Origin of the sequence: Kutzneria kofuensis (assembly GCF_014203355.1) — a bacterium.
GTDB classification, from domain to species: Bacteria; Actinomycetota; Actinomycetes; order Mycobacteriales; family Pseudonocardiaceae; genus Kutzneria; species Kutzneria kofuensis.
In genome coordinates this window covers 2320584-2341828 of record NZ_JACHIR010000001.1, presented here as the reverse complement: position 1 = coordinate 2341828, position 21245 = coordinate 2320584, and the positions used below count along the sequence as shown (strand labels likewise).

At 71.0% G+C, this 21245-nt stretch carries 22 protein-coding genes; 20 read left to right on the top strand and 2 right to left on the bottom strand.

Features of this window, described 5'->3' with window-relative positions:
• Positions 1-38 precede the first annotated feature (38 nt).
• From BJ998_RS10660 to BJ998_RS10610, 11 genes are all read left to right on the top strand, one after another.
• On the top strand, positions 39-413 hold the full coding sequence (locus tag BJ998_RS10660; RefSeq protein WP_221337954.1) for a bifunctional 3-phenylpropionate/cinnamic acid dioxygenase ferredoxin subunit: 375 nt from the start codon (positions 39-41) through the stop codon (positions 411-413).
• The gene (locus BJ998_RS10655; protein WP_184860761.1) at positions 400-1668 is read left to right on the top strand and encodes an NAD(P)/FAD-dependent oxidoreductase; all 1269 of its coding nucleotides are present in this window, start codon (positions 400-402) and stop codon (positions 1666-1668) included. The genes BJ998_RS10660 and BJ998_RS10655 overlap by 14 nt, the downstream gene beginning before the upstream one ends.
• A complete protein-coding gene (locus tag BJ998_RS10650) occupies positions 1665-2432 on the top strand; it encodes a DUF2306 domain-containing protein (RefSeq protein ID WP_184860759.1) in 768 nt (255 codons plus the stop codon). The genes BJ998_RS10655 and BJ998_RS10650 overlap by 4 nt, the downstream gene beginning before the upstream one ends.
• Before the next feature lie 96 nt (positions 2433-2528).
• The gene (locus BJ998_RS10645; protein WP_184860758.1) at positions 2529-3221 is read left to right on the top strand and encodes an SDR family oxidoreductase; all 693 of its coding nucleotides are present in this window, start codon (positions 2529-2531) and stop codon (positions 3219-3221) included.
• 18 nt (positions 3222-3239) lie between these two features.
• Positions 3240-3947, top strand: coding sequence for an SDR family oxidoreductase (locus BJ998_RS10640; RefSeq protein ID WP_184860756.1), 708 nt, complete (start codon positions 3240-3242; stop codon positions 3945-3947).
• A 243-nt stretch (positions 3948-4190) separates the two neighbouring features.
• Positions 4191-4640, top strand: coding sequence for a nuclear transport factor 2 family protein (locus BJ998_RS10635; protein WP_184860754.1), 450 nt, complete (start codon positions 4191-4193; stop codon positions 4638-4640).
• A 10-nt stretch (positions 4641-4650) separates the two neighbouring features.
• The gene (locus BJ998_RS10630; protein ID WP_184860752.1) at positions 4651-5058 is read left to right on the top strand and encodes a nuclear transport factor 2 family protein; all 408 of its coding nucleotides are present in this window, start codon (positions 4651-4653) and stop codon (positions 5056-5058) included.
• Positions 5059-5131: 73 nt separating this feature from the next.
• Entirely contained in the window at positions 5132-5503 is a 372-nt protein-coding gene (locus tag BJ998_RS10625; protein WP_184860750.1) for a nuclear transport factor 2 family protein, read from the top strand.
• 16 nt (positions 5504-5519) lie between these two features.
• The gene (locus tag BJ998_RS10620) at positions 5520-7091 is read left to right on the top strand and encodes a GMC family oxidoreductase (RefSeq protein ID WP_184860748.1); all 1572 of its coding nucleotides are present in this window, start codon (positions 5520-5522) and stop codon (positions 7089-7091) included.
• Positions 7084-7503 (top strand): VOC family protein, encoded by a 420-nt coding sequence (locus BJ998_RS10615; RefSeq protein WP_184860746.1) that lies wholly within the window; start codon positions 7084-7086, stop codon positions 7501-7503. Before BJ998_RS10620 ends, BJ998_RS10615 begins: the two co-directional genes overlap by 8 nt.
• 45 nt (positions 7504-7548) lie before the next feature.
• A complete protein-coding gene (locus tag BJ998_RS10610) occupies positions 7549-8001 on the top strand; it encodes a nuclear transport factor 2 family protein (protein ID WP_184860744.1) in 453 nt (150 codons plus the stop codon).
• Between the two features lie 169 nt (positions 8002-8170).
• On the opposite strand, the gene BJ998_RS10605 is transcribed toward BJ998_RS10610, so the two are convergent.
• A complete protein-coding gene (locus BJ998_RS10605) occupies positions 8171-9805 on the bottom strand; it encodes an NAD(P)/FAD-dependent oxidoreductase (protein ID WP_184860742.1) in 1635 nt (544 codons plus the stop codon).
• 198 nt (positions 9806-10003) lie between these two features.
• On the opposite strand from BJ998_RS10605, the gene BJ998_RS10600 reads away from it, so the two are divergent.
• From BJ998_RS10600 to BJ998_RS10560, 9 genes are read left to right on the top strand one after another with little or no spacing between them, the layout of a single operon-like run.
• On the top strand, positions 10004-10828 hold the full coding sequence (locus tag BJ998_RS10600; protein WP_184860740.1) for a type 1 glutamine amidotransferase domain-containing protein: 825 nt from the start codon (positions 10004-10006) through the stop codon (positions 10826-10828).
• A gap of 7 nt (positions 10829-10835) precedes the next feature.
• Positions 10836-12440, top strand: a complete 1605-nt coding sequence (locus tag BJ998_RS10595) for a thiamine pyrophosphate-binding protein (protein ID WP_184860738.1) — start codon at positions 10836-10838, stop codon at positions 12438-12440.
• A 10-nt stretch (positions 12441-12450) separates the two neighbouring features.
• A complete protein-coding gene (locus BJ998_RS10590) occupies positions 12451-13116 on the top strand; it encodes a DJ-1/PfpI family protein (protein WP_312890035.1) in 666 nt (221 codons plus the stop codon).
• On the top strand, positions 13106-14923 hold the full coding sequence (locus BJ998_RS10585) for an AGE family epimerase/isomerase (RefSeq protein WP_184860736.1): 1818 nt from the start codon (positions 13106-13108) through the stop codon (positions 14921-14923). Before BJ998_RS10590 ends, BJ998_RS10585 begins: the two co-directional genes overlap by 11 nt.
• Positions 14924-14956: 33 nt before the next feature.
• Positions 14957-15292 (top strand): STAS domain-containing protein, encoded by a 336-nt coding sequence (locus BJ998_RS10580; protein ID WP_184860734.1) that lies wholly within the window; start codon positions 14957-14959, stop codon positions 15290-15292.
• Positions 15289-17406 carry a glycogen debranching protein GlgX gene (glgX, locus tag BJ998_RS10575; RefSeq protein WP_184860732.1) on the top strand — a complete coding sequence of 706 codons (2118 nt, stop codon included), beginning with the start codon at positions 15289-15291 and terminating at the stop codon, positions 17404-17406. The genes BJ998_RS10580 and glgX overlap by 4 nt, the downstream gene beginning before the upstream one ends.
• Positions 17403-17723, top strand: a complete 321-nt coding sequence (locus tag BJ998_RS10570; protein ID WP_184860730.1) for an STAS domain-containing protein — start codon at positions 17403-17405, stop codon at positions 17721-17723. The genes glgX and BJ998_RS10570 overlap by 4 nt, the downstream gene beginning before the upstream one ends.
• Complete coding sequence (locus BJ998_RS10565) at positions 17723-18202, top strand: ATP-binding protein (protein ID WP_184860728.1); 480 nt, start codon at positions 17723-17725, stop codon at positions 18200-18202. Before BJ998_RS10570 ends, BJ998_RS10565 begins: the two co-directional genes overlap by 1 nt.
• Positions 18171-19403 (top strand): PP2C family protein-serine/threonine phosphatase, encoded by a 1233-nt coding sequence (locus BJ998_RS10560; protein WP_184860726.1) that lies wholly within the window; start codon positions 18171-18173, stop codon positions 19401-19403. Before BJ998_RS10565 ends, BJ998_RS10560 begins: the two co-directional genes overlap by 32 nt.
• A gap of 141 nt (positions 19404-19544) precedes the next feature.
• Here the strand turns inward: BJ998_RS10560 and BJ998_RS10555 are convergent, their stop codons facing one another.
• The gene (locus BJ998_RS10555) at positions 19545-20978 is read right to left on the bottom strand and encodes a P-loop NTPase family protein (protein WP_184860724.1); all 1434 of its coding nucleotides are present in this window, start codon (positions 20976-20978) and stop codon (positions 19545-19547) included.
• Positions 20979-21245: the final 267 nt, after the last annotated feature.

The following is a 21245-nucleotide window of genomic DNA, read 5'->3' as shown; positions in this document are numbered from 1 at the left end:
CCGGGCCGCTCGTCGAGAGCCCTTGGGGGGCCTGACACATGACACGAGGAATCGACCACGCAATTCCGGTCTGCGCCGTGCACGAGCTCCAGGACGGCGAGGCCGTCCGGATCCCGCGGGAGCAGGCCGGCACCGCCGACGACATCGCGGTGTTCAACGACAACGGCGAGTACTTCGCGCTCAACGACACCTGCACGCACGCCCGCGCGTCGCTGTCGGAGGGGTGGGTGGAGGACGGCCAGGTGGAATGTCCGCTGCACAGCGGCGCGTTCTGCCTGCGCACCGGCGAGGCGCTGGGCCTGCCGGCGGTGACCGACACGGTGGCGCACCGCGTCGACGTGCAGGGCGGCACGGTCTGGCTGCTGCCCGACGAGTCCCAGCTGACCGACGGAACCGGCCATGAACCAGCCTGAGTTACCCGGCCATGTCGCCGTCGTCGGGGCGGGCCTGGCCGGCGTGAGCGCGTGCGAGCAGCTGCGGGAGTTGGGATACGACGGGCGGCTGACGCTGTTCGGGGCCGAGCCGCACCTGCCCTACGACCGGCCGCCGCTGAGCAAGGACCTGTTGCTGGGCAAGCAAACCACCGCCGACGTGGCGCTGAGGCCGGCCGACTGGTACGCCGCGCGGGACATCGACCTGCGGCTCAGCACGCCCGTCACGGCGATCCGTCCGGACGAGGGCCGCATCGAGTTGACCTACGGCAGAACCGAACCCGTCGACGCGGTGCTGCTGGCCACCGGCGGCCGCCCCCGGCCGCTGCCGGTGCCCGGCGGCGATCACCGGGCGGTCACCGTGCTGCGCTCGCTCGACGACGCCGTAGCGCTGCGCGACCGGCTCGGGCCGGGTGTCCGCGTCGGCGTGATCGGCGCGGGCCTGATCGGCGCCGAGGTGGCGGCGAGCGCGACCGTGCTGGGCTGTGTGGCGACGCTGATCGACCCGGCGCCGCTGCCGCTGGAACGGGTCGTGGGCACGGAGATCGCCGACCTGCTGCACAGCCAGCACCGGATCAACGGGGTGCGGGTGCTGGTCGGCGCGGTCGCCTCGGTCGAGGACCTCGGCGGCCCGGTGCGGCTGCATCTGGCCGGCAGCGACGAGTTCGTCGACTGCGACGTCGTTGTGGTCGGGGTCGGCATCGTCTCCGACGACTCGCTGGCCGCGACGGCCGGCCTCGCCGTCGACCGCGGCGTGCTGGTCGATGCGGCCCAGCGCACTTCGCACCCCCGGATCTTCGCCGCCGGCGACGCCGCCCGCCCCACCGGGCCGGACGGTCCGCTGCCCAACGTGGAGCACTGGGAATCGGCGCTGCACGAGGGAAAGGCGGCGGCCGCCGCGATCATCGGCGCGCCCGCTCCGACCCGGCCGGTGTCTCGTTTCTGGTCCGACCGCTACGGCTGGCACCTGGAGGTCGTCGGCGAGTTCCGGGGCGAGGTCGTGCTGCGGGGAGAGCTCGGCGGCGAGTCCTTCGCCGCGTTCGCGCTCGTGGACGGCAGATGCGTGGGCGCGGTCGCGGTCAACCGGCCGGTGGAGATGAAGGCCGCCCGAAGGCTGATCGAACGCGGCCTGCCGGTGCACGCCGGCCGCCTCGCCGACGAGTCGGTCGACCTGCGGTCGCTGGTGATCGGCCGGGCGAACACAGTGGACAGAACTCGGGCTGGAGGGCCGCGATGACGATCACCAGAGAGAAGACCGACAGCGGGCTCCGGCCGCCGAGCGGTGGCAAACCCCAGCGGGGCAAGGGAGCCTGGGCCCGCCAGTGGTGGGTCCTGCCGTTCGCGCTGTACTGCGTCGGCTTCGGCGTCTACGGCGGCGGCCGGTTCATCACCTTCGACCCGTCGCTGACGGTGGCCAGCATCCGGCCGGAAATCCCGTGGCACTACCCGATCCTGGCCGCGCACGTGCTCACCGGCACGGTCGCGGTGTGCCTGGCCTGGACCCAGGTGTGGCCGTGGCTGCGGGAGAACCACCCGGGCGTGCACCGCAAGATCGGCTGGGTCTACTACTTCGCCGGCGTGATCCCGTCCGGCATCCTGGCCTTCCCGGTGGCCATCCTGACCACGTTCGGCCAGGGCCTGCGCTACGGCTTCCTGGCCATGGCCACGCTGTGGGCGATCACCACGGTCGCCGGCTTCGTCGCCGGCATCCAGCACCGGTTCGAGGACCACAAGCGCTGGATGTACCGCAACGTCGCGATGACGACCTCGACCATCACGGTCCGAATCACCCAGCCGATCGCCATCGCCCTGACCACGTGGCTGCTGCCGGCGACCTACGCCGGCCAGGACCGCCTGGTCATCGTCGAGGGCGCGGTCGCCGGGCTGTGGGCGGCGTTCGTCGGGCACCTGCTGTTCGTCGAGTGGTTCGTGCTGCGGCCACGGCGCCGCAGGCGTGCGGCCGCCGCCCGGACCACCGCGGCGGCGTCCGCCGGCAACTGAGGAACCACGAGTACCAGCATCACCGCGTTCTGGCTGCCCCGCCGGGACGCGGTGATGCTGTTTGTCGCCGATGTCGACAGGACGTAGGGAGAAATCATGCTCAGCCCAGTGACGGTGGTCGGCGGCGCGGGCCGGACCGGCCGCCTGGTCGCCCGCCGCCTGCTCGCCGCGGGCGCGGAGGTCCGGGTGGCCAGCCGCTCGGCCACACGCGGCGCGAAGGACCTGGTCGCCGACGGTGCGCGGGCGTTCGATGTGGACGTGCGCGACGGCAGTGGCCTGGAGGCGGCGCTGGCCGGCGCGCGGGCGGTGGTGTACAGCGTCGAGCCCGGCACCGACAACAGCGGCCCGAACCGGCCGGAGACCACGATGTACCAGGGCGTGCGCCGGGTGCTGGAGCTGTGCCCGCCGGACCTGGGCCGGTTCGTGCTGGTCTCGTCGATCTACGTGACGCACCCGGAGCACCAGTTCAACGAGTGGGGCCGGCTGCTGGACTGGCGGCTGCGCGGCGAGGACGCGGTGCGCGCCAGCGGGCTGCCCTACACGGTGATCCGGCCCAGCTGGCTGATCGACCGCCACAACCGGGGCATCGCCGCCGTCCGCCTGGGGCAGGGCGACCAGGGCGACGGGCAGGTCAGCCGCGAGGACGTCGCGGAAGCCTGCGTGCAGGCCATCGCGCTGCCGGAGGCGGCCGGGCTTACCTTCGAGATGTACAACAAGGCCGGCGCGGCGCCGGACAGCTGGTCGCCGCTGTTCTCCGCGCTGGTCAAGGACGACGTGCTGACGCACTGACGGGAGAGCACACCACCCATGAGTCCCAACGGGAACAGCCGGCGCACGGCCCTGGTGACCGGCGCGAACCGGGGCATCGGCCTGGAGGTGTGCCGCCAGCTGGCGGCCGCCGGACTCGACATCGTGCTGACGTCGCGGGACGAGAAACGCGGGCGGGCGGCGCTGTCGGAGGTGCGCGCGCCGGCCGGGCACGCCCGCGCCGAGCAGCTCGACGTCACCGACGCCGACAGCGTGCGGGACTGCGCCGCCCGGCTGGCCGCCGACGGCGTCCGGATCGACGTGCTGGTCAACAACGCCGGCATCTACCCGACGACCTCGTTCTTCTCGGTCACCGAGGAGATGTTCACGGAGTCGTTGCAGATCAACATGATGGGCGCGTTTCGTACCTGCCAGGCGTTCGTGCCGGGCATGATCGACCGCGGCTACGGGCGGGTGGTCAACGTGTCCGCCGGCGGCGGCGCGATGACCGAGAGCGTGCCGCACCCGCCGGCCTACGGTATCGCCAAGGCCGCGCTGAACGCGCTGACCCTGGTGGTGTCGGCGGCGGTGCCGCGCGGCGTCAAGGTGAACGCGATGTGCCCGGGCTGGGTGCGGACCCGAATGGGCGGCGGTGGCGCGCCGCTGAGCGTCGCCGACGGCGCCGACACCGCCGTCTGGCTGGCGACGCTGCCGGACAACGGCCCCAACGGCGGGTTCTTCCGGGAGCGCAAGCGCATTCCGTGGTGAGGGACCACCTCCGGCAACGCCGGCCGCGACCACGCGGCCGGCGTTGCGGTCTATTGTGGACTGTTCCGGTAGACCGAACGTAATCCGTTGCCCCAGCAGGTCTTTCCTCCGTCGACATCCGGAAGTACTTGTGCCGAACGGGATCTCGTTGCCGTGACGTCGGCCGGCCGGGTTCACTGGGTGTCGCGACGGCACGCGAAACGGTGCCCGCGACACCCATTCAGCCGGAGGAGATGAACGGCCGTGACGGAAACTGTGGTCGACGTGCGCACCAGCAATGTTGCGCTGGTTCAGAAGATGTACGACCGCTTCAACGAGGGCGACCTCGAGACGGTCCGGCGTGAGGTGTTCGCGCCGGACGTGGTGTGGACGCTGCCGGGGCGCAGCCCGGTCGGCGGCACGAAGAACGGCGTCGACGAGGTCATCGCCTTCTTCGCCGGCCTGGTCTCCACCGGCGTGCAGGTGCTGCCGATCAAGATCGACGCGTGGGGCGAGGACACCGTGGTGGAGACCCACCGCGGCGTGGGCGAGGTGCCCGGGGCCAAGCTGGACGCGATGAACTGCACGCACTACCGGATCGAGAACGGCCGCATCAAGGAGGTCCAGGTCTACCTGAGCGACCAGTACTCGGCGGACAACTTCTTCTGGCAGGCCATCGCGCTGGCGCCGATCCCGCAGCGCTGGGCCAAGTGAGGGGACGCGGATGTCCACCGAGCTGACTGAAGAACGGGTGCTGGCCGCGTACGAGGCGCTGGGCAGCGGCGATCCGGCGATCATCGGGCAGTACTGGGACGCCGACATGACCTGGCTCGCCGCCGGCGACGGCCGCGTCTCCGGCGTGCACAAGGGCATCGACGGCTTCCTCGGCTTCATGAAGACCATGGGCGAGGTGACCGGCGGCTCGCTGGCGATGGAGCGCACCGGCCTGCTCGTGGGCGAGGACATCGCCGTCGTGCTCACGCACAACACCGCGCACCGGGCGGACGACCCGTCGGTCACCCTGAGCATCGACGAGGTGCACTACCTGCGGTGGCGGGACGGCAAGATCGTCGAGGGCAAGGGCGCCATGTTCGGCGACGGCACGGGTGAGTTCAGCCGCTTCGTCGGCTGACCCCCGGCGGGCGCCCGCGCAGCCGCCGGGCGCCCGCCGCCGTCGCGGCGAATCATCGAGGAAGAGGCAGTCGATGAACACCAGGGATGTCGTCAACCGCTACTACGAGCTCGCCAACCGCGGCGAGTGGGACGCGTGGACCGACCTGTTCGCCGAGGACCAGGTCATGGAGGAGCAGCTGGCCGGCCGCGTGGAGGGCCGGGAGACGCTGCGCTCGATGATGGCCGGCTTCCCGGACATGTACGCGGAGTTCCACAACGTGCCCCAGCACATCGTGGTCGACGGCGAGCAGGCGGCCGTGGTCTCGCGCATCACCGCCCGCACGCACGGCGGCGACACGATCACGGCCAAGGTGGCCAACTACTTCCAGATCGTGGACGGCCGCATCCGCTACATGGCCAACTTCCACGACACCGCCCCGTTCGCGGTGCTGTCGGGAGCCTGAGGCAGGGAGCCGGATCATGGAGGAGTTCGACTACGTCGTCGTCGGCGGCGGTACCGCCGGCAGCGTGCTGGCCAACCGGCTGTCCGAGGACCCGGCGGCGCGGGTGCTGCTGCTGGAGGCGGGCGGCGCGTGGGTGCCGGCGGCGGTGGACGACGCGTCGCTGTGGTTCACCCTGCTGGGATCCGGCATCGACTGGGGCTACCAGAGCGTGCCGCAGCCGGGCCTGGACGGCCGCAGCACGTACGAGCCGCGCGGCAAGGGCCTCGGCGGCAGCAGCAATCTCTACATCATGATGCACGTCCAGGGGCACCCCAGCGACTTCGACAGCTGGGCGTACCAGGGGGCGGCGGGCTGGTCCTACAACGACCTGGCGCCGTACTTCGCCCGGCTGGCGAACCAGGAGGACGGCGCGAACCGACAGGGCCCGCAGCGTGTGACCAACGCGGGCCAGCACAAGCCGAACCCGTTGTCCCGCACGTTCATCGACGCGTGTGTGGAGCTGGGCTACCCGGAGGTCGCGGACTTCAACGGCCCCAGCATGATCGGCGCCGGCTGGCACCATCTCGACGTCGAGGACGGTCGGCGGCGCGGCGCGCTGGTGTCCTATCTGGAGCCCGCGGCGGACCGGCCGAACCTGACCGTGCGGACCGACGCCCAGGCGTTGAACCTGACGTTCGACGGCACACGCTGCACCGGCGTCCGGTACCGGCAGAACCCGCCGGCCGAGCCGACGGGCGAGGGCCGCTACGCGATCGCGGGCCAGGAACGGCACCAGGGCACGTTCGAGGTGCGGGCGACCGCCGAGGTGATCGTGTCCGCGGGCGCGATCGAGTCGCCGAAGCTGTTGCTGCTGTCCGGCATCGGTGCGCCGGAGCAGTTGCGGGCGTTCGACATCCCGGTGGTGTCCCCGTTGCGCGGTGTGGGCGAGAACTTCCACAACCACGTGCTGACCGGGTTGATCGCGGAGACGCGGGAGCCGGTCGAGCCGGGGCACCAGAACCTGTCCGAGTCGGCGCTGTTCACCACGTCCGAGCCGGGCCTGCCCGCGCCGGACCTGCAGATCGCGTTCGTGCACGTGCCGTTCGACATCATCGTCGGCCAGCAGCACCCCAACGCGGTCAGCATCCTGCCGGGCGTGGTGCGGCCGTACTCGCGCGGCAGCGTGCGCCTGGCCAGCGACCACCCGCTGGCCAAGCCGCTGGTCGACCCGAACTACCTGGGCGACCCGGCCGACCTGCGCCGGCTGGTGCAGGCCGTCGAGCTGTCCCGGGAGATCTTCGCCACCTCGGCGTTCGCCGGCCAGCTCAAGGGCGAGCTGCTGCCCGGTCCGGACGTGCGGTCCGGCGACGAGCTGGCGGCGTTCGTGCGGTCGCGCGCGGACAGCTACCACCACCAGGCCGGCTCGTGCCGGATGGGCGTGGACGAACTGTCCGTCGTGGACCCACGGCTGCGCGTGCACGGCGTGGACGGCCTGCGGGTGGTCGACGCCAGCGTGATGCCGACGGTGCCGTCGGGCAACTGCCACACGGCCATCGTCGCCATCGCCGAGCGGGCGGCCGACCTGATCAAGGAGGAGCACCATGGCTGAGCCGGCCCCGCCGCGCTGGTCGCACGTCGCACTCAACTGCCGGGACCTGGCCACCACGGAGGCGTTCTACCGCACGTGGTTCGGCTTCCACCGGGCCCGGGTGGTCGAGCTGGGCGCGGACCAGATCGTGTTCCTGCGCAACGGCGACGCGTACCTGGAGCTGTTCGGCTCCACCGCCGAGCCGGCGCAGGCGAGCAAGGACGACGGCCCGCAGCAGCCCGGTGTGCCCCGGCACCTGGCGTTCCAGACCGACGACCTGGACGCGTTCCTGGCCGCGGTCGACGGCGCCATTCCGGTCCAGCTGGGGCCGCTGGACTTCCACGACTTCATCCCCGGGTGGCGCTCGGCGTGGCTGACCGACCCGGACGGCGTTGTCGTCGAGATCAGCCAGGGCTACCGCGACCAGGAGTAGGTCGCGCCCGAGGACATTCGTTCACCCCACACTGGAGCTTCCGCGATGTCGATCGACTATCAGACCGCCAACAGCACGCTGACCCAGCAGATCCAGCAGTTCGTCGCCGACTGGTACCGGGCGCTTGACCGGCACCGCCCGTGGGCGGAGATCGAGGAATACCTGGACGACGAGGTCCGCTTCGTCTTCCCGGAGACCACTGTGGACAGTCATCAGGGCCTGCACGACTGGTACGACGTGGTCACCCACAAGTTCTTCGACGAGGCGCACCGGGTCGACCTGGCCGACGTGCAGATCACCGGCGACACCGCCCGGGTGCACGTGCTGGTGAACTGGCGGACCCGGATCTGGAACGCGCCCGACCCGGACAGCGCGATCCTGGAGTACGAGGCCGACCAGGACTGGATCGTCGGCATCGGCGCCGACGGCAGGATCGGCCTGCGCGACTACGTGGTGAACGGCCTGGAGCCGCGGGGCGACACCCCGCCGCTGACCTGACCGGCGGCCACGAGCACTTCCCCGGGACCCTGCGGGTCCCGGGGAAGTGTGTTTTGTCAGGAAGGCTCGGCCCGGGGGAGGTTCGGCGTTGCGCGACAGGGACCGCGGGCGGGTGGGGCCGATGAGCTCCGCGCGCGGTCCCGGTGCGAGTTGGCGGGCGTGGTGCGGGTCAGCTGGCGGCCCGGTACCGGTGCACCAAGGCCACCGCCATCGCGCCCTCGCCGGCGCTGGACGCGATCCGCTTCATCGAATTGGCCCGGGCGTCGCCGGCCGCGAACACGCCGGGCACGCTGGTCTCCAGCAGGAACGGCTGCCGGGGCAGGTCCCACTGGGTGCCCTCCGGAACGTCCGGCCCGGTGAGGATGAAACCCCGGTTGTCCATGGCGATCGGCCCGGTCAGCCACTCGGTGTTCGGCCGGGCGCCGATGAACGTGAACACGTATTCCGCGTCGGACTCGGAGGTCGTGCCGTCGGAGGTGTCCCGCAGCGTCACGCGCTCCAGCCGGTCGTCGCCGTCGGTCGCGATGATCTCCGTGTTCAGCCGCACCTCGATGTTGCCGGTCGCGGTGATCTCGTCCACCAGGTACTGGGACATGCCCTTGTCCAGCCGGTCGCCGCGGATCACCAGGCTCACCTTGCCGGCGTGCTTGGCGAAGTGCACGGCCGCCTGCCCGGCGGAGTTCGCGCCACCGACGATGAACACGTGCCGCCCGACACAGGACGCCGTCTCCGATGTCGTTGCGCCGTAGTAGATGCCGGCTCCCTCGAACCGCTCCGCGCCCTCGGCCTCCAGCCGGTTGTAGCGCAGCCCGGGGGACAGCAACACCGTGCTGGCGCTGATCTCCCGTCCGTCGGCCAACGTCAGCACCCGGGCGCGGCCGGAGGTTCGCAGCGACGTGGCGTCGGCCGGCGACAGCACCTCCGCGCCGAACCGCCGCGCCTGCGCCACCGCGCGGCGGATCAGCTCCGCGCCGCTGACCCCCGCCGGGAAGCCCAGGTAGTTCTCGATCCTGCTGGAGGTTCCCGCCTGCCCACCCGGCACGTACGACTCGACCAGCAGCGTGGACAGGCCCTCGGACGCCCCGTACACCGCTGCGGCCAGGCCCGCCGGCCCACCGCCGACGATGGCCAGGTCGTAGTGCTGTCGGGGCTCGGTTCCTTTGAGCCCCAACGCGTCGACCAGCTCGCCGTTGGACGGCCGGGACAGCACCTTGCCGTCCGGCAGCAGCACCGCCGGCAGCGGGCCATCGACCTGAGGGGTGGAATCCCGCTCCACGTCCTCGAACCGGAACGGCTGGTGCAGCCGCGTCAACAGGTCCCGCACGCGGTGCGTCGCCGGTGCGAACCGGTGTCCCACCACGCGAATTCCGTCGTACGGAGGCAGATACGAGCGCTCCCAGTCCTCAAGCAGCTCGTCCAGCACCGGGTACAGCCGTTCCTGCGGCGGCTCCCACGGCTTGACCAGATAGTGGTCCAGCCGCACCCGGTTGATCGCGTCGATGGCGGCGTTGGTGTCCGCGTACGCCGTGAGCAGCACGCGGCGGGCGCGGGGGAACAGCTCCAGCGATCGGGCCAGGAAGTCCACCCCGGTCATCTCCGGCATCCGCTGGTCGGCGATCAGCAGCGCGGGCTCCTCTCCCCGCTGCCGCACGGTTTCCAGCAGCTGCAGGCCCGCCAGCGGCGAGTCGACCGCAACGACCCGGAACCGGTCCTGGTAGGCGCGGCTCAGGTCGCGTCTGATCGCTCGCAGCACGTGCGGGTCGTCGTCCACCGCGAGCACCATGGGGCGATGTCGGTCAGGCATGGCTCACTCCCGTTGCAGCCGGGCATCTTCTCGATGGTCCCGCTGTGAGCGGTGCTCGGGCGCGCTGACCTGACGCAGTGGCGCGACTGCTACGCCGATGGCTGCGTCAAGTCGCGGAAGTAGTGACGGATGCGTTGTCGCGCAACTACTCGGCGGGTTGACTTCGAACCGAGAAGGACGATCGAGTGGGGAGCACCCATGTCCAAGAAGATCCTCTTCATCCTGTCCGAATACGGATACTGGGGCGAGGAGCTGGTCGGCCCGCTGGCGGCCTGCGACGAGCAGGGCTACCAGACGGTGTTCGCCACGCCGACCGGCAAGCGGCCGGTGCCGCTGCCGCCCAGCCTCGACCCCGGCTACATCGACCCGCCGCTGGGCCGGTCGGTGACCACGCCGGAGGTGGCCGCGGCCGCCGCCGAGTTGGACCGCTCGGGCCGGCTGGACAACCCGGTCAGCATCGCCGACTGGGTTCCGGACCGGCCGTACAACAGCGAATCCGGCTTCCTGCGCCGGATCGAGGCCTACTACCGCGAGCTGGACGAGGTGGCCGAGGAGCTGCGCTCGTTCGACGCGATGGTGATCGTCGGCGGCAGCGGCCCGATCGTCGACCTGGCCAACAACGGCCGGGTGCACGAGCTGATCCTGGCCTTCAAGCGGGCCGACAAGCCGGTCGTGGCCGAGTGCTACGGCGTGGCCTGCCTGGCCTTCGCCCGCGACTGGGAGGACCGGGCCAGCATCATCGACGGCAAGCACGTCACCGGGCACTGCAAGGAGTACGACTACAAGGACGGCACCGGCTTCGTCGGCGTGGAGTTCAACATGGGCCCGCCGCCGTACCCGCTGGAGTACATCCTGCGCGACGCCACCGGCCCGACCGGCCGCTACCACGGCAACGTCGGCCACGAGACGTCGGTGATCGTGGACTACCCGTTCATCACGGCTCGGTCCACCCCGGACTCCTTCCTCGCCGGCCAGAAGCTGGTCGAGGTGCTGGAGTCGGGGCTGCGCCGGTACGGCTGGTGAACCGGCGATGACTCCACGGCCCGGCAAGGTCGCCGTCTTCGAGCAGTTCGCCGCGGACGGCATCACCACGATGTTCGGCAATCCCGGCACGGTCGAGCAGGGCTTTCTCGACGTGCTGGAGTCGGTGCCGGACTTCGGGTACGTGCTGGCGTTGCAGGAGACCGTCGCGATCGGCATCGCGGACGGCTTCGCCCGCGCCGGCGCCCGCCCCGCCCTGGTGCAGCTGCACTCGGGCGTGGGCCTGGGCAACGGGATCGGCATGCTGTACCAGGCCAAGCGGGGGCATTCGCCGCTGGTCGTGGTGGCCGGTGAGGCCGGCGTGCGCTACGACGCGATGGACGCCCAGATGGCCGCCGACCTGGTCGCGATGGCCAAACCGGTGACCAAGTACGCGACCCGGGTGCTGGACCCGTCGTCGGTGCTGCGGGTGCTGCGCCGGGCCGTGAAGATGGCGATGACGCCGCCGCGCGGGCCGGTGTTCGTCGCGTTGCCGATGGACGTGCTCGACGAGCTGACGTCGGAAGCCGCGCTGCCCACGGTCATTCCCAACCGGGCGGTCGTGCCGGCGGCGGAGGACATCGCCGAGGCGGTGGAACTCCTCGCCGCCGCGCGCAGTCCGATCGTGCTGATGGGCGACGGGGTGTCGGTTTCCGGCGCCCAGGCCGAGCTGGCCGCGGTGGCGGAGCTGCTGGACGCGCCGGTCTACGGCGTGGACAACTCCGAGCTGAACATGGATCCCCGGCACCCCCTGTTCAAGGGCAACACCGGGCACATGTTCGGCGAGGACAGCACCAAGGCACTGTCCGATGTGGACGCTGTACTGATCGTCGGCACGTACGTGTTCCCCGAGGTGTTCCCGTCGCTGGGCAACCCGTTCCCGGCCGGCGCGAAGATCGTGCACATCGACCTGGACGACTACGAGATCGCCAAGAACCACCCCGTCGACATCGCCCTGGTGGCCGACCCGAAGCCGACCCTGGCCGCGATCGCGGACGGCTTGGCGAATGCCGGCCGGGCGCGGGGCGAGTTCGAGTTGCTGCCGCTGCCCGAGGTGACGGCGGACAGCCCGCTGATGGCGGTGTTCGCGGCGGAGCTGAACAACCAGGCCGGCGACGACCTGATCGTCTTCGAAGAGGCCCTGACGGCGTCTCCGCACCTGACCGCGCACCTGCCGCGGCGCGTGCCCGGCACGTACTTCGCCACCCGGGGCGGTTCGCTCGGCATCGGAATCCCCGGCGCCATCGGGGCGAAGCTGGCCCGGCCGGACGCGCCGGTGGTGGGCTTCGCCGGCGACGGCGGCAGCATGTACACCATCCAGGCCCTGTGGACCGCCGCCCGGCACAACGTGGCGGCCAAGTTCGTGATCTGCAACAACCACCGGTACCAGCTGCTGGACCACAACATCGACCGCTACTTCGCGGAGCGGGACATCGCCCAGCACGTGCACCCCAGCGGCTTCGACCTGGCCGAGCCCGAGATCGGGTTCGTCGGGCTGGCCGAGAGCCTCGGCGTGCCAGCGGTTCGCGTGGACAAGCCGGAGCAGGTGCCGGCCGCGGTCGAGCGGATGCTCGGCCACGACGGCCCGTTCCTCGTCGACCTGGTCACCGGATAGGAGGCGGACAGTGACGATCTCGGTACCCGTCGCCGACACCGGGCGGCTGGTCGGCCGGAACATCGCGATCCTGATGGAGAGCGACTACGTGGAGCCGGAAATCGCCTACTACGAACGGCGGTTCGCGGAGGAAGGGGCGCGGGTCGACCTGCTCACCCGACTGTGGGGGCAGGAGGCGATCACCTTCTACGGCCACGAGTACCAGGCGCCGATGTCGGTCAGCGGCGATCTGGAGGCGGTCGACGACGAGCGCCTCAGCAGCTACGACGCGCTGATCGTGCCCGGCGGCATGGTGTCGGACCGGTTGCGCTACAGCGAGGACGTGCACGAGCTGGCGCCGGCGGTGCGGCTGCTGCGCCGCGCGTTCGCCGTGCCGAGCATCATGAAGGGGATCATCTGCCACGGCATGTGGCTGGCGTCGCCGATCCCGGAGGTGGTCCGCGACCGGCGGGTCACCTGCCACAACAACCTCGTCGGGGACGTCCGCAACATGGGCGCCCGCTACACCGACCAGGACGTCGTCGTGGACGACGACCTGATCACCGGCCGCACCGCCGGCCACTGCCACCTGTTCGCCCGGACGCTGATCGACCTCGTCGTCGCGCGCACCGACCACCGCCGGACGTGGGAGCGCACGCCGAGGCCGGCACTGCAAGGAGTGCGTCATGTCCGCTGAGCTGGACTTCACCTTCTCCGACACGGTCGCCGGCTACGTCACCGGTTACGACCCGGAGCGGGCCGTGCTGGACCTGAAAACCAGTGACGGCCGCCCGCTGCGGGCCGACGTCAGCGCCCTGACCGACGCCGAGTTCCTGCGCAACCTGGGCGGGCCGGCGATCGACGCCACCGCGCACGTGCCGGACCTGCTGGTGCCGGGTCGGCATCTGTTCGTGCAGGGCACGTTCTACCCGGGCGGGCGGTTCGAGGCCAAGCACCTGACCTTCCTCGGCCGCCGGCCCGGCGAGTACAACTTCGAGGAGCAGGGGTGGTGGGCCGAGCAGCTGGACGAGCTGGCCCGCTTCTACCGGCGCGCCCAGTTCGGCCGGAAGAACCCGGTGGACTACGCCGACTACCGCACGATGCTGCGGCTGGGCGGTGACAAGAGCGACCACCACGTGCAGGAGACCGACACCATCTCCCGGCTGGTCTACGGCATGGCGTCGGCGTACATGCTCACCGGCAACGAGGACTTCCTCGGCGTCGCCGAGCGCGGCACCGAGTACCTGCGGGCGCACATGCGCTTCGTGGACCGGGACGAGGACGTCGTCTACTGGTACCACGGCATCGACGTGCGCGACGGCGTGGAGACGAAGTTGTTCACCTCCGAGTTCGGCGACGACTACGACGCCCTGCCGGCCTACGAGCAGATCTACGCGCTGGTCGGGCCGACCCAGGCCTACCGGGTCACCGGCGACCCGCGCATCGCCGAGGACATCGACGGCACGCTCCGGCTGTTCCACAAGTTCTTCCACGACCCGGAGCGCGGCGGCTACTTCTCCCACGTGGACCCGATCCTGCTCAGCCCGCACCACCAGTCGCTGGGGCACAACCGGTCCCGCAAGAACTGGAACTCGGTCGGCGACCACGCCCCGGCGTACCTGATCAACCTTTTCCTGGCCACCGGCGACAAGCGGCACGCCGACATGCTGGAGGAGACGTTCGACCTGATCACGGAGCACTTCCCGGATCCGGACAGTCCCTTCGTGCAGGAGCGGTTCCACGCCGACTGGTCGCCGGACCGGGAGTGGGGCTGGCAGCAGGACCGGGCCGTTGTCGGGCACAACCTCAAGATCGCCTGGAACCTGATGCGGATGAACGCCATCCGCCCCAAGGAGTCCTACCGGAGGCTGGCCGAGCAGATCGGCCGGTCCATGCCGGCGGTCGGCAGCGACACCCGCCGCGGCGGCTGGTACGACGTGGTGGAGCGGACGATCCGCGACGGCGAGCAGGTCCCGCGCTTCAGCTGGCACGACCGCAAGGCGTGGTGGCAGCAGGAGCAGGCGATCCTGGCCTACATGATCCTGGCCGGCAACACCGGGGACGAGGAGTTCCTGCGCCAGGCCCGGGAGGCGTCGTCGTTCTACAACGCCTACTTCCTCGACCACGACGAGGGCGGCGTGTACTTCAACGTGCTGGCCAACGGGACCCCGTACCTGCTCGGCACCGAGCGGCTGAAGGGCAGCCACTCGATGAGCATGTACCACGCGTCCGAACTGTGTTTCCTGGCCACCGTGTACGGCCGGCTGCTGCTGCACGACCAGCCGCTGACGCTGTGGTTCAAGCCGCGGCCCGACGGTTTCTCCGACCGGGTGCTGCGGGTGGCGCCGGACGCGCTGCCGCCCGGGCGGGTGCGGCTGGAGTGGGTCGAGGTGGACGGCCGGCCGTACGGGGAGTTCGACCCGGTGGCGATGACGGTGTCCCTGCCCGACACCACACAGGACCTCGTGGTGCGGGCGCACTTGTCTCCGTTGGAGAACCGATAGCGCCGTGGCGGCGCTGCGGCTGGAGGGGTGGACATGGAACTGGAGAAGCAGATGCGCGGCCCGGTCACCGTGATCGCGCTGAACGGGGAGCTGGACAGCACGACGGCGCCGAAGGTCCAGCAGGGCCTGGACGAGCTGGTGCCGGTGCACGGCATGGTGCTGCTCGACCTGAGTCGCACCACCTACATGTCCAGCGCCGGCCTGCGGGTGCTGCTGCTGGTGTATCGGCTGTGCCAGCAGATGGGCACGCGGGTCATGGTGTCCGGCATCTCCGACGAGGTGCGCGCGGTGATGGCCGCGACCGGGTTCCTGGCCTTCTTCACCGTGGCCGATTCCGTCGACGAGGGTGTGGAGGTCCTGGCCGCATGAGTCGGTCCCCGGAACGGCTGGACGCGTTCCCGACCCACCGCATCGCCGGCTTCGGGGTGCGCGCCGGACGGCCACTGCCGTTCGGCGCGTCCCGCGTGCCCGGCGGCGTGAACTTCTCCGTGTACTCCGCGGGCGCCACCCGCATGACGCTGGTGCTGTTCCGCCGCGGCGAGGACGAACCGCTGGCGGAGCTGGACTTCCCGCCGGAGTTCGTGGTGGGGGCGGTGTACTCGATGACGGTGTTCGGCCTGGACGCCGAGACCGTGGAGTACGGCTACCGCGCGGACGGGCCGTTCGATCCGGACCGGGGGCATCGGTTCGACCGCCGGCAGGTGCTGCTCGACCCGTACGCGACCCTGGTGCACGGCCGGGATTCCTGGGGCGGGCAGCGTCGGCCGCTGCGGTCCGGGGTGGCGCTGGACGACTTCGACTGGGAGGACGACCGGCAGCTGCGGCTGCCCAGCGAGGACCTGGTGATCTACGAGGCGCACGTGCGCGGCTTCACCCGGCATCCGTCGTCCAATGTGGACCAGCCGGGCACGTTCGCCGGCCTGGTGGACAAGATCCCGTACCTGAAGTCGCTCGGCGTGAACGCGATCGAGCTGATGCCGGTGTTCGAGTACGACGAGCTGGACAACGAGCGCGTCGACCCGAACACCGGCAAGCCGCTGCACAACTACTGGGGCTACAGCACGATCGGCTTCTTCGCGCCGAAGGCCGGGCTGGCCGCGACCGGGCGGCTGGGCATGCAGGCCGACGAGTTCAAGAACATGGTCAAGCAGCTGCACCGGGCCGGCATCGAGGTCATCCTGGACGTGGTGTTCAACCACACCGCGGAGGGCAACGAGCGGGGGCCGACGCTGTCCTTCCGCGGCCTGGACAACAGCGTCTACTACATGCTCACGCCGGACGGCTACTACTACAACTTCAGCGGCACCGGCAACACGTTGAACTGCAACCATCCCATCGTGCGCGGCTTTGTGCTGGACTGCCTGCGGCACTGGGCCTCACAGTTCCATGTGGACGGTTTCCGCTTCGACCTGGCGGCGATCCTGGCCCGCGCGCCCGACGGCGCGCCGATCCCGAACCCGCCGCTGCTGGAGAGCCTGGCCGCGGACCCGGTGCTGCGCGACTGCAAGCTGATCGCCGAGGCCTGGGACGCGGGCGGGCTGTACCAGGTCGGCAGCTTCCCCAACTACCACCGCTTCTCCGAGTGGAACGGCAAGTTCCGGGACACCGTGCGGCGGTTCGTCAAGGGGGACGCCGGCGTGGCGGGCGAACTCGCCACCCGGCTGCTCGGCTCGCCCGACCTGTACCGCGGCCGCGCGCCGACGGCGTCGGTCAACTTCGTCACCGCCCACGACGGCTTCACGCTGCGCGACCTGGTGTCGTACAACGGAAAGCACAACGAGGCCAACGGCGAGGGCAACCGCGACGGCGACAACGACAACAACTCGTGGAACTGCGGTGTCGAGGGCGACACCGACGACAAGCACGTGCTCGCGCTGCGGGACCGGCAGGTCCGCAACCTGCTGCTGCTTCTGCTGACCAGCCACGGCATCCCGATGCTGGTCGCCGGCGACGAGTTCGGCCGCACCCAGCGCGGCAACAACAACGCCTACTGCCAGGACAACGAGCTGTCCTGGGTGGACTGGAGCCTGGCCGAGACCAACGCCGGGCTGCTGCGCTTCACCCGGGCGGCCATCGCCTTCCGCCGGGCTCATCCGGCGCTGCGCCGACCGTGGCACCTGCGCGGCCACCAGGGCGACGGGCTGTTCCCCGAGGTCAGCTGGCACGGGGAGCGGGCGTGGACGCCGGACTGGTCGCCGGGGCAGCGGCTGCTGGCCGCGCTGCTCTACTGCCACGGCCCGGAGGGGCACGACTGCGTGTACCTGGCGGCCAACGCGCACTGGGACGGGCGGGAGCTGGAGCTCCCGGCACTGCCCGACGGCATGCGGTGGCACCTGTTCGCCGACACCGCCCAGCCCGACGGGCACGACGTCCACCAGCCCGGCGAGGAGCCGCCGATCGCCGGCGACCGCGTCCGGGTCGAGCCCCGCTCGACGGTCGTGCTGGTGGCAAGACAGACAGAGTCGAGGAGTGAGCGGGAATGAGTTTCAACACGAAGGTGCACATCGACGACGGCGTGGTGACCATCCGGCTCACCGGCGAGCTGGACTCGCGCTCGGCGCCGACGCTCAACGAGGTCATCGTCGAGGCGACCGAGAAGCCGGTGCGCCGGCTGGTGCTGCTGGCCGAGGACCTGACCTACCTGTCATCGGCCGGCCTGCGCTGCCTGGTGTTCGCCCACCAGAAGCTGGGCCGGGGCGTGGACATCGTGCTCGTCGGGGCCACCCCCGAGGTGGCGGAGACGATCAGGCTGACCGGGTTCGACCGCAGTCTGGTCATGCAGGACCTCGCGGAGCGGTGATGGTCGGCCACCGGCTGACGCTGCGCGGTGGCGAGGCGGGCGCGGGGCGGCGGCTGGCCGACTTCGTCGCCGCGCTCGCCGGATCCGGGGGACTCGACGCCCGCCGGTCGTACTGGCTGCGGCTGGCCGTCGACGAGATCACCACCAACATCGGCCAGCACGGCTACCGGGGCCGGGGGGGACTGGTCGAGATCGAGGGCGCGGTCGAGGACGACTGCGTCTGGGTGCGCATCACCGACGACGCGCCACCGTTCGACCCCCACTCCCACGACCCGGGTCCGCGCCTGGCCAACGGCGTGGCGCACGACGGCGAGGGCGGCCTCGGGCTGTACCTCGCCCTGAACGGACTGGACCGACTCGATCACGCCTATGTGGACGGTCGCAACGTCAACACACTGGTGATGCGGCGACCCGACGGGGAGGTCCGGGACACGGACGGAGGTACGGATGGCGGCGACGATCGCGCTGGTGGTGGCTGAGGAGCACGCCGCGACACGGGAGCTGGACGAGGCGCTGCGCGCGGCGGGATTCGCCGTGCGCCATGCGGTGCCCGGGCAGGAGCACTCCGTGGCGGCCTCGGCCGAACCGCCGGACATCGTGCTGGTGTCGGCCTCGCTGGGGCTGCACCGGCTGGCCACACTCGGGCAGCGGTTCGCCGCCGACGAGCTGAACCCGACGATCGTGGTGTTCCCCCAGGACGACTACGGCGCGCTGGAGGCGTGCGTCGGCGCCGGCTTCGACTGGGTGGTGCCGCCGTACCTGCCCACGCTGCTGCGCAGCCGGCTGTCCACCTGCTGGGAGAGATCGCAGCTGGCGATCGCCGTGGAGGACATGGCGGCGGTGGCCAACCTGCGCGAGTACGAGCGGGACATGAGCATCGCTCGGGAGATCCAGGCCGGCTTCCTGCCCGAGCATCTGCCGTCCGCGCACGGCTGGGACTTCGCGGTGCGGTTCCGCCCGGCCAAGGAGGTCGCCGGCGACTTCTACGACGGCTTCGAGCTGGTCAACGGCCGCCGACTGGGGTTCCTCGTCGCCGACGTGTGCGACAAGGGAGTCGGGGCGGCGCTGTTCATGGCGCTGATCCGGACGCTGCTGCGGCACACTGCCGAGCACACCGGCAGCTGGTGGCAGGACGACATCGTGCACGAGGTGCTGGTGGACAGCGAGGTGGAGGCCGGCGGAGCGCTTCCGGCGCTGGTGTCGGTCGGCGCCGGGCCGCTGGTGCAGTCCGTCGTCGGCACCAACCGCTACATGGCCCGCAACCACCTGCGGCAGGGCTACTTCGCCACGCTGTTCTTCGGCGTGCTGGACCCGACCTCGGGGGCCCTGCTGTACATCAACGGCGGGCACAACCCGCCGGTGCTGGTCCGCGCCGACGGCGAGATCACTACGCTGCGGCCGACCGGGCCGGCCGTCGGCATACTGGCCGACAGCTCCTACACACTGGGGCACACCACGCTCGGCCCGGGCGACTTCCTGTTCGTCTACACCGACGGTGTGGTCGACGCCCGCGACGCCAACGGCGGCCTGTTCGGCTACGAGCGCATGCTCGACGCCGTCCGCACCCCGTGCGACACGCCCGAGCAGCTGCTGAACATCATGGACACGCACCTGGGCCGGCACGTCGGCCAGGCCGACCAGTTCGACGACATCACCATGCTCGCCGTCCGCCGGGACTGACGCCGGGCATGCGAAAGGGGCCGCTCCCGACGGGAGCGGCCCCTTTCGCATGCCCAGTCGGCCGGCACCGGGTCCAGCCAGTGCCGCCGGCGCTGCCACGGGTCGCGGTCATGCCGGCGCTTCGAAGCCCGTGCCTCGCCCTCAGCCGTCACGTCTCGGACTCACGGCGGCCACTCGGGGCGCCGCGGGCGACTGGCCACCGTGCCGCCCGGCCAACGTGCCGAGGGCGACCGCGACGGCCCAGCCCGAGTTGCGCGCCGCCGCGTGGAACTCGCGGGCGAGAGTGGTCGCCTCCCCGATGCGGCCACCGAGCAGCAGCGAGTCGATGAGGCAGCCGGTCAGGTAGCCCGGCAGCCACGGAAATTCCTCGGCGAGGAGGTCGGCGCAGATCAACGCCCGGCGCAGTTCCGGGACGCTTTCCACGTAGTGGCCGATCGCGACGGCGTTGCACGCCCGCGCGGTGTGCGCGAAGAGGCGAACCTCGGGATCGACGCGGTCGGCGAGCGCCGCCAGCGTCGCGGCTGCCGCGGCCCGGTCGCCGGTCAGGGACTGGAACCACGCCAGGTGCGCGATCGAGCGCTCGTCGGGTTTGTCGGCGATCGCCGCTTGCAGCGCGGCCACCGCGTCGGCGCCATGGCCGTGCCCGAACGCGAGCACGATCGCCTCGACGAACCGTCGGCGGCAGTCCACCGCGCCCTCGGCCGACTGCAGCAGGCGCCAGCTGTCGTCGGGCCGGCCGCGCAGCAGCAACACGATTGCCCACCTGCACAACACTTCCTGCCCGAGCCCCACCCACGTCGCGAGCCGGCACAGCATGTCCACCCGGCCGAGCGCGACAGCCCGCCAGGCATCCTCCAGCGCCTGGAGCAAGCGCGCGGCGAGCTCCTCGTCGGCCGGGCACTCGCGTGGCGTCGGGAACTCGGCCAGTTGCCAGCCCTCCGGGTGCTGTTGCAGGGCGTCGAGCAGGCCCTGCGACACGAGTCGGCTCAGCAGCCCGGCGTTGCCGCGGGTGGCGGCGTGCAGTGCGGCGGCCGTCGCCGTGCCGACCCGGATCTCGCCGTCGAGCATCTCACCGACCAGCGCGGCGACCTCGTGCGTGGTCAGCGCGCCCAGCCGGACCGTCGTCGTGTCGTGCCGGTAGCGCACGAAATCCACGGCCGCGGGCGAGCCGCTCGCGCCATGGGGTTCGGTCACCACCAGCGTGGTCCGGCTGTCGTGGTTGAGCTCGCTGAGCACGAACATCGAGGTGTGGTCGACAAGATGGGCGTCGTCCACGGTGATGATGAGCCGCTTGCCGGCCGCCAGGTCCGCGATGGCGTGCACCGCCTCCGCCGCGGTCCGCACGTCCGCCGGCAACACCGCGCGCAGCGCGGAAAGCGGTTGCGGAGATGCGGCCGGAGTGACCCGCAGAAGCAGTGTGTCGCTCAGGTCGATCCCGCTCAGCGCGGCGGCGAGCAGACTGCTGCGCCCGGCCCCGTGTTCCCCCGTGATCACCAGCGAGGCCGGAACCGGCGCCGTCAACGCGGCCCGAATGGTCCTCAGCTGGTCGGTTCTCCCGATGAATCCCCGAACCATGGTCGCATGTCCTCCCCACCAGACGCGTCCGCGGAGCCAGCACCATCGCCGTCGACTCGAGATGGCGGTGTCACCGCATTCGGTGCGCTAATGCGCGGAATGGCATGCGGTAGCAGATCCTGGTCGCCGCTGACGATGGTTCGAGTATCAACTACTTCAAAACACCGGGTCAACCGCTATGTAACGATGTCCGGTGGGGATCAAAGATTCGCGCTGCGCCGAAACTGTTTCGGCCATATAGCGAACCGCCGAATGCGCCGCCCTGAT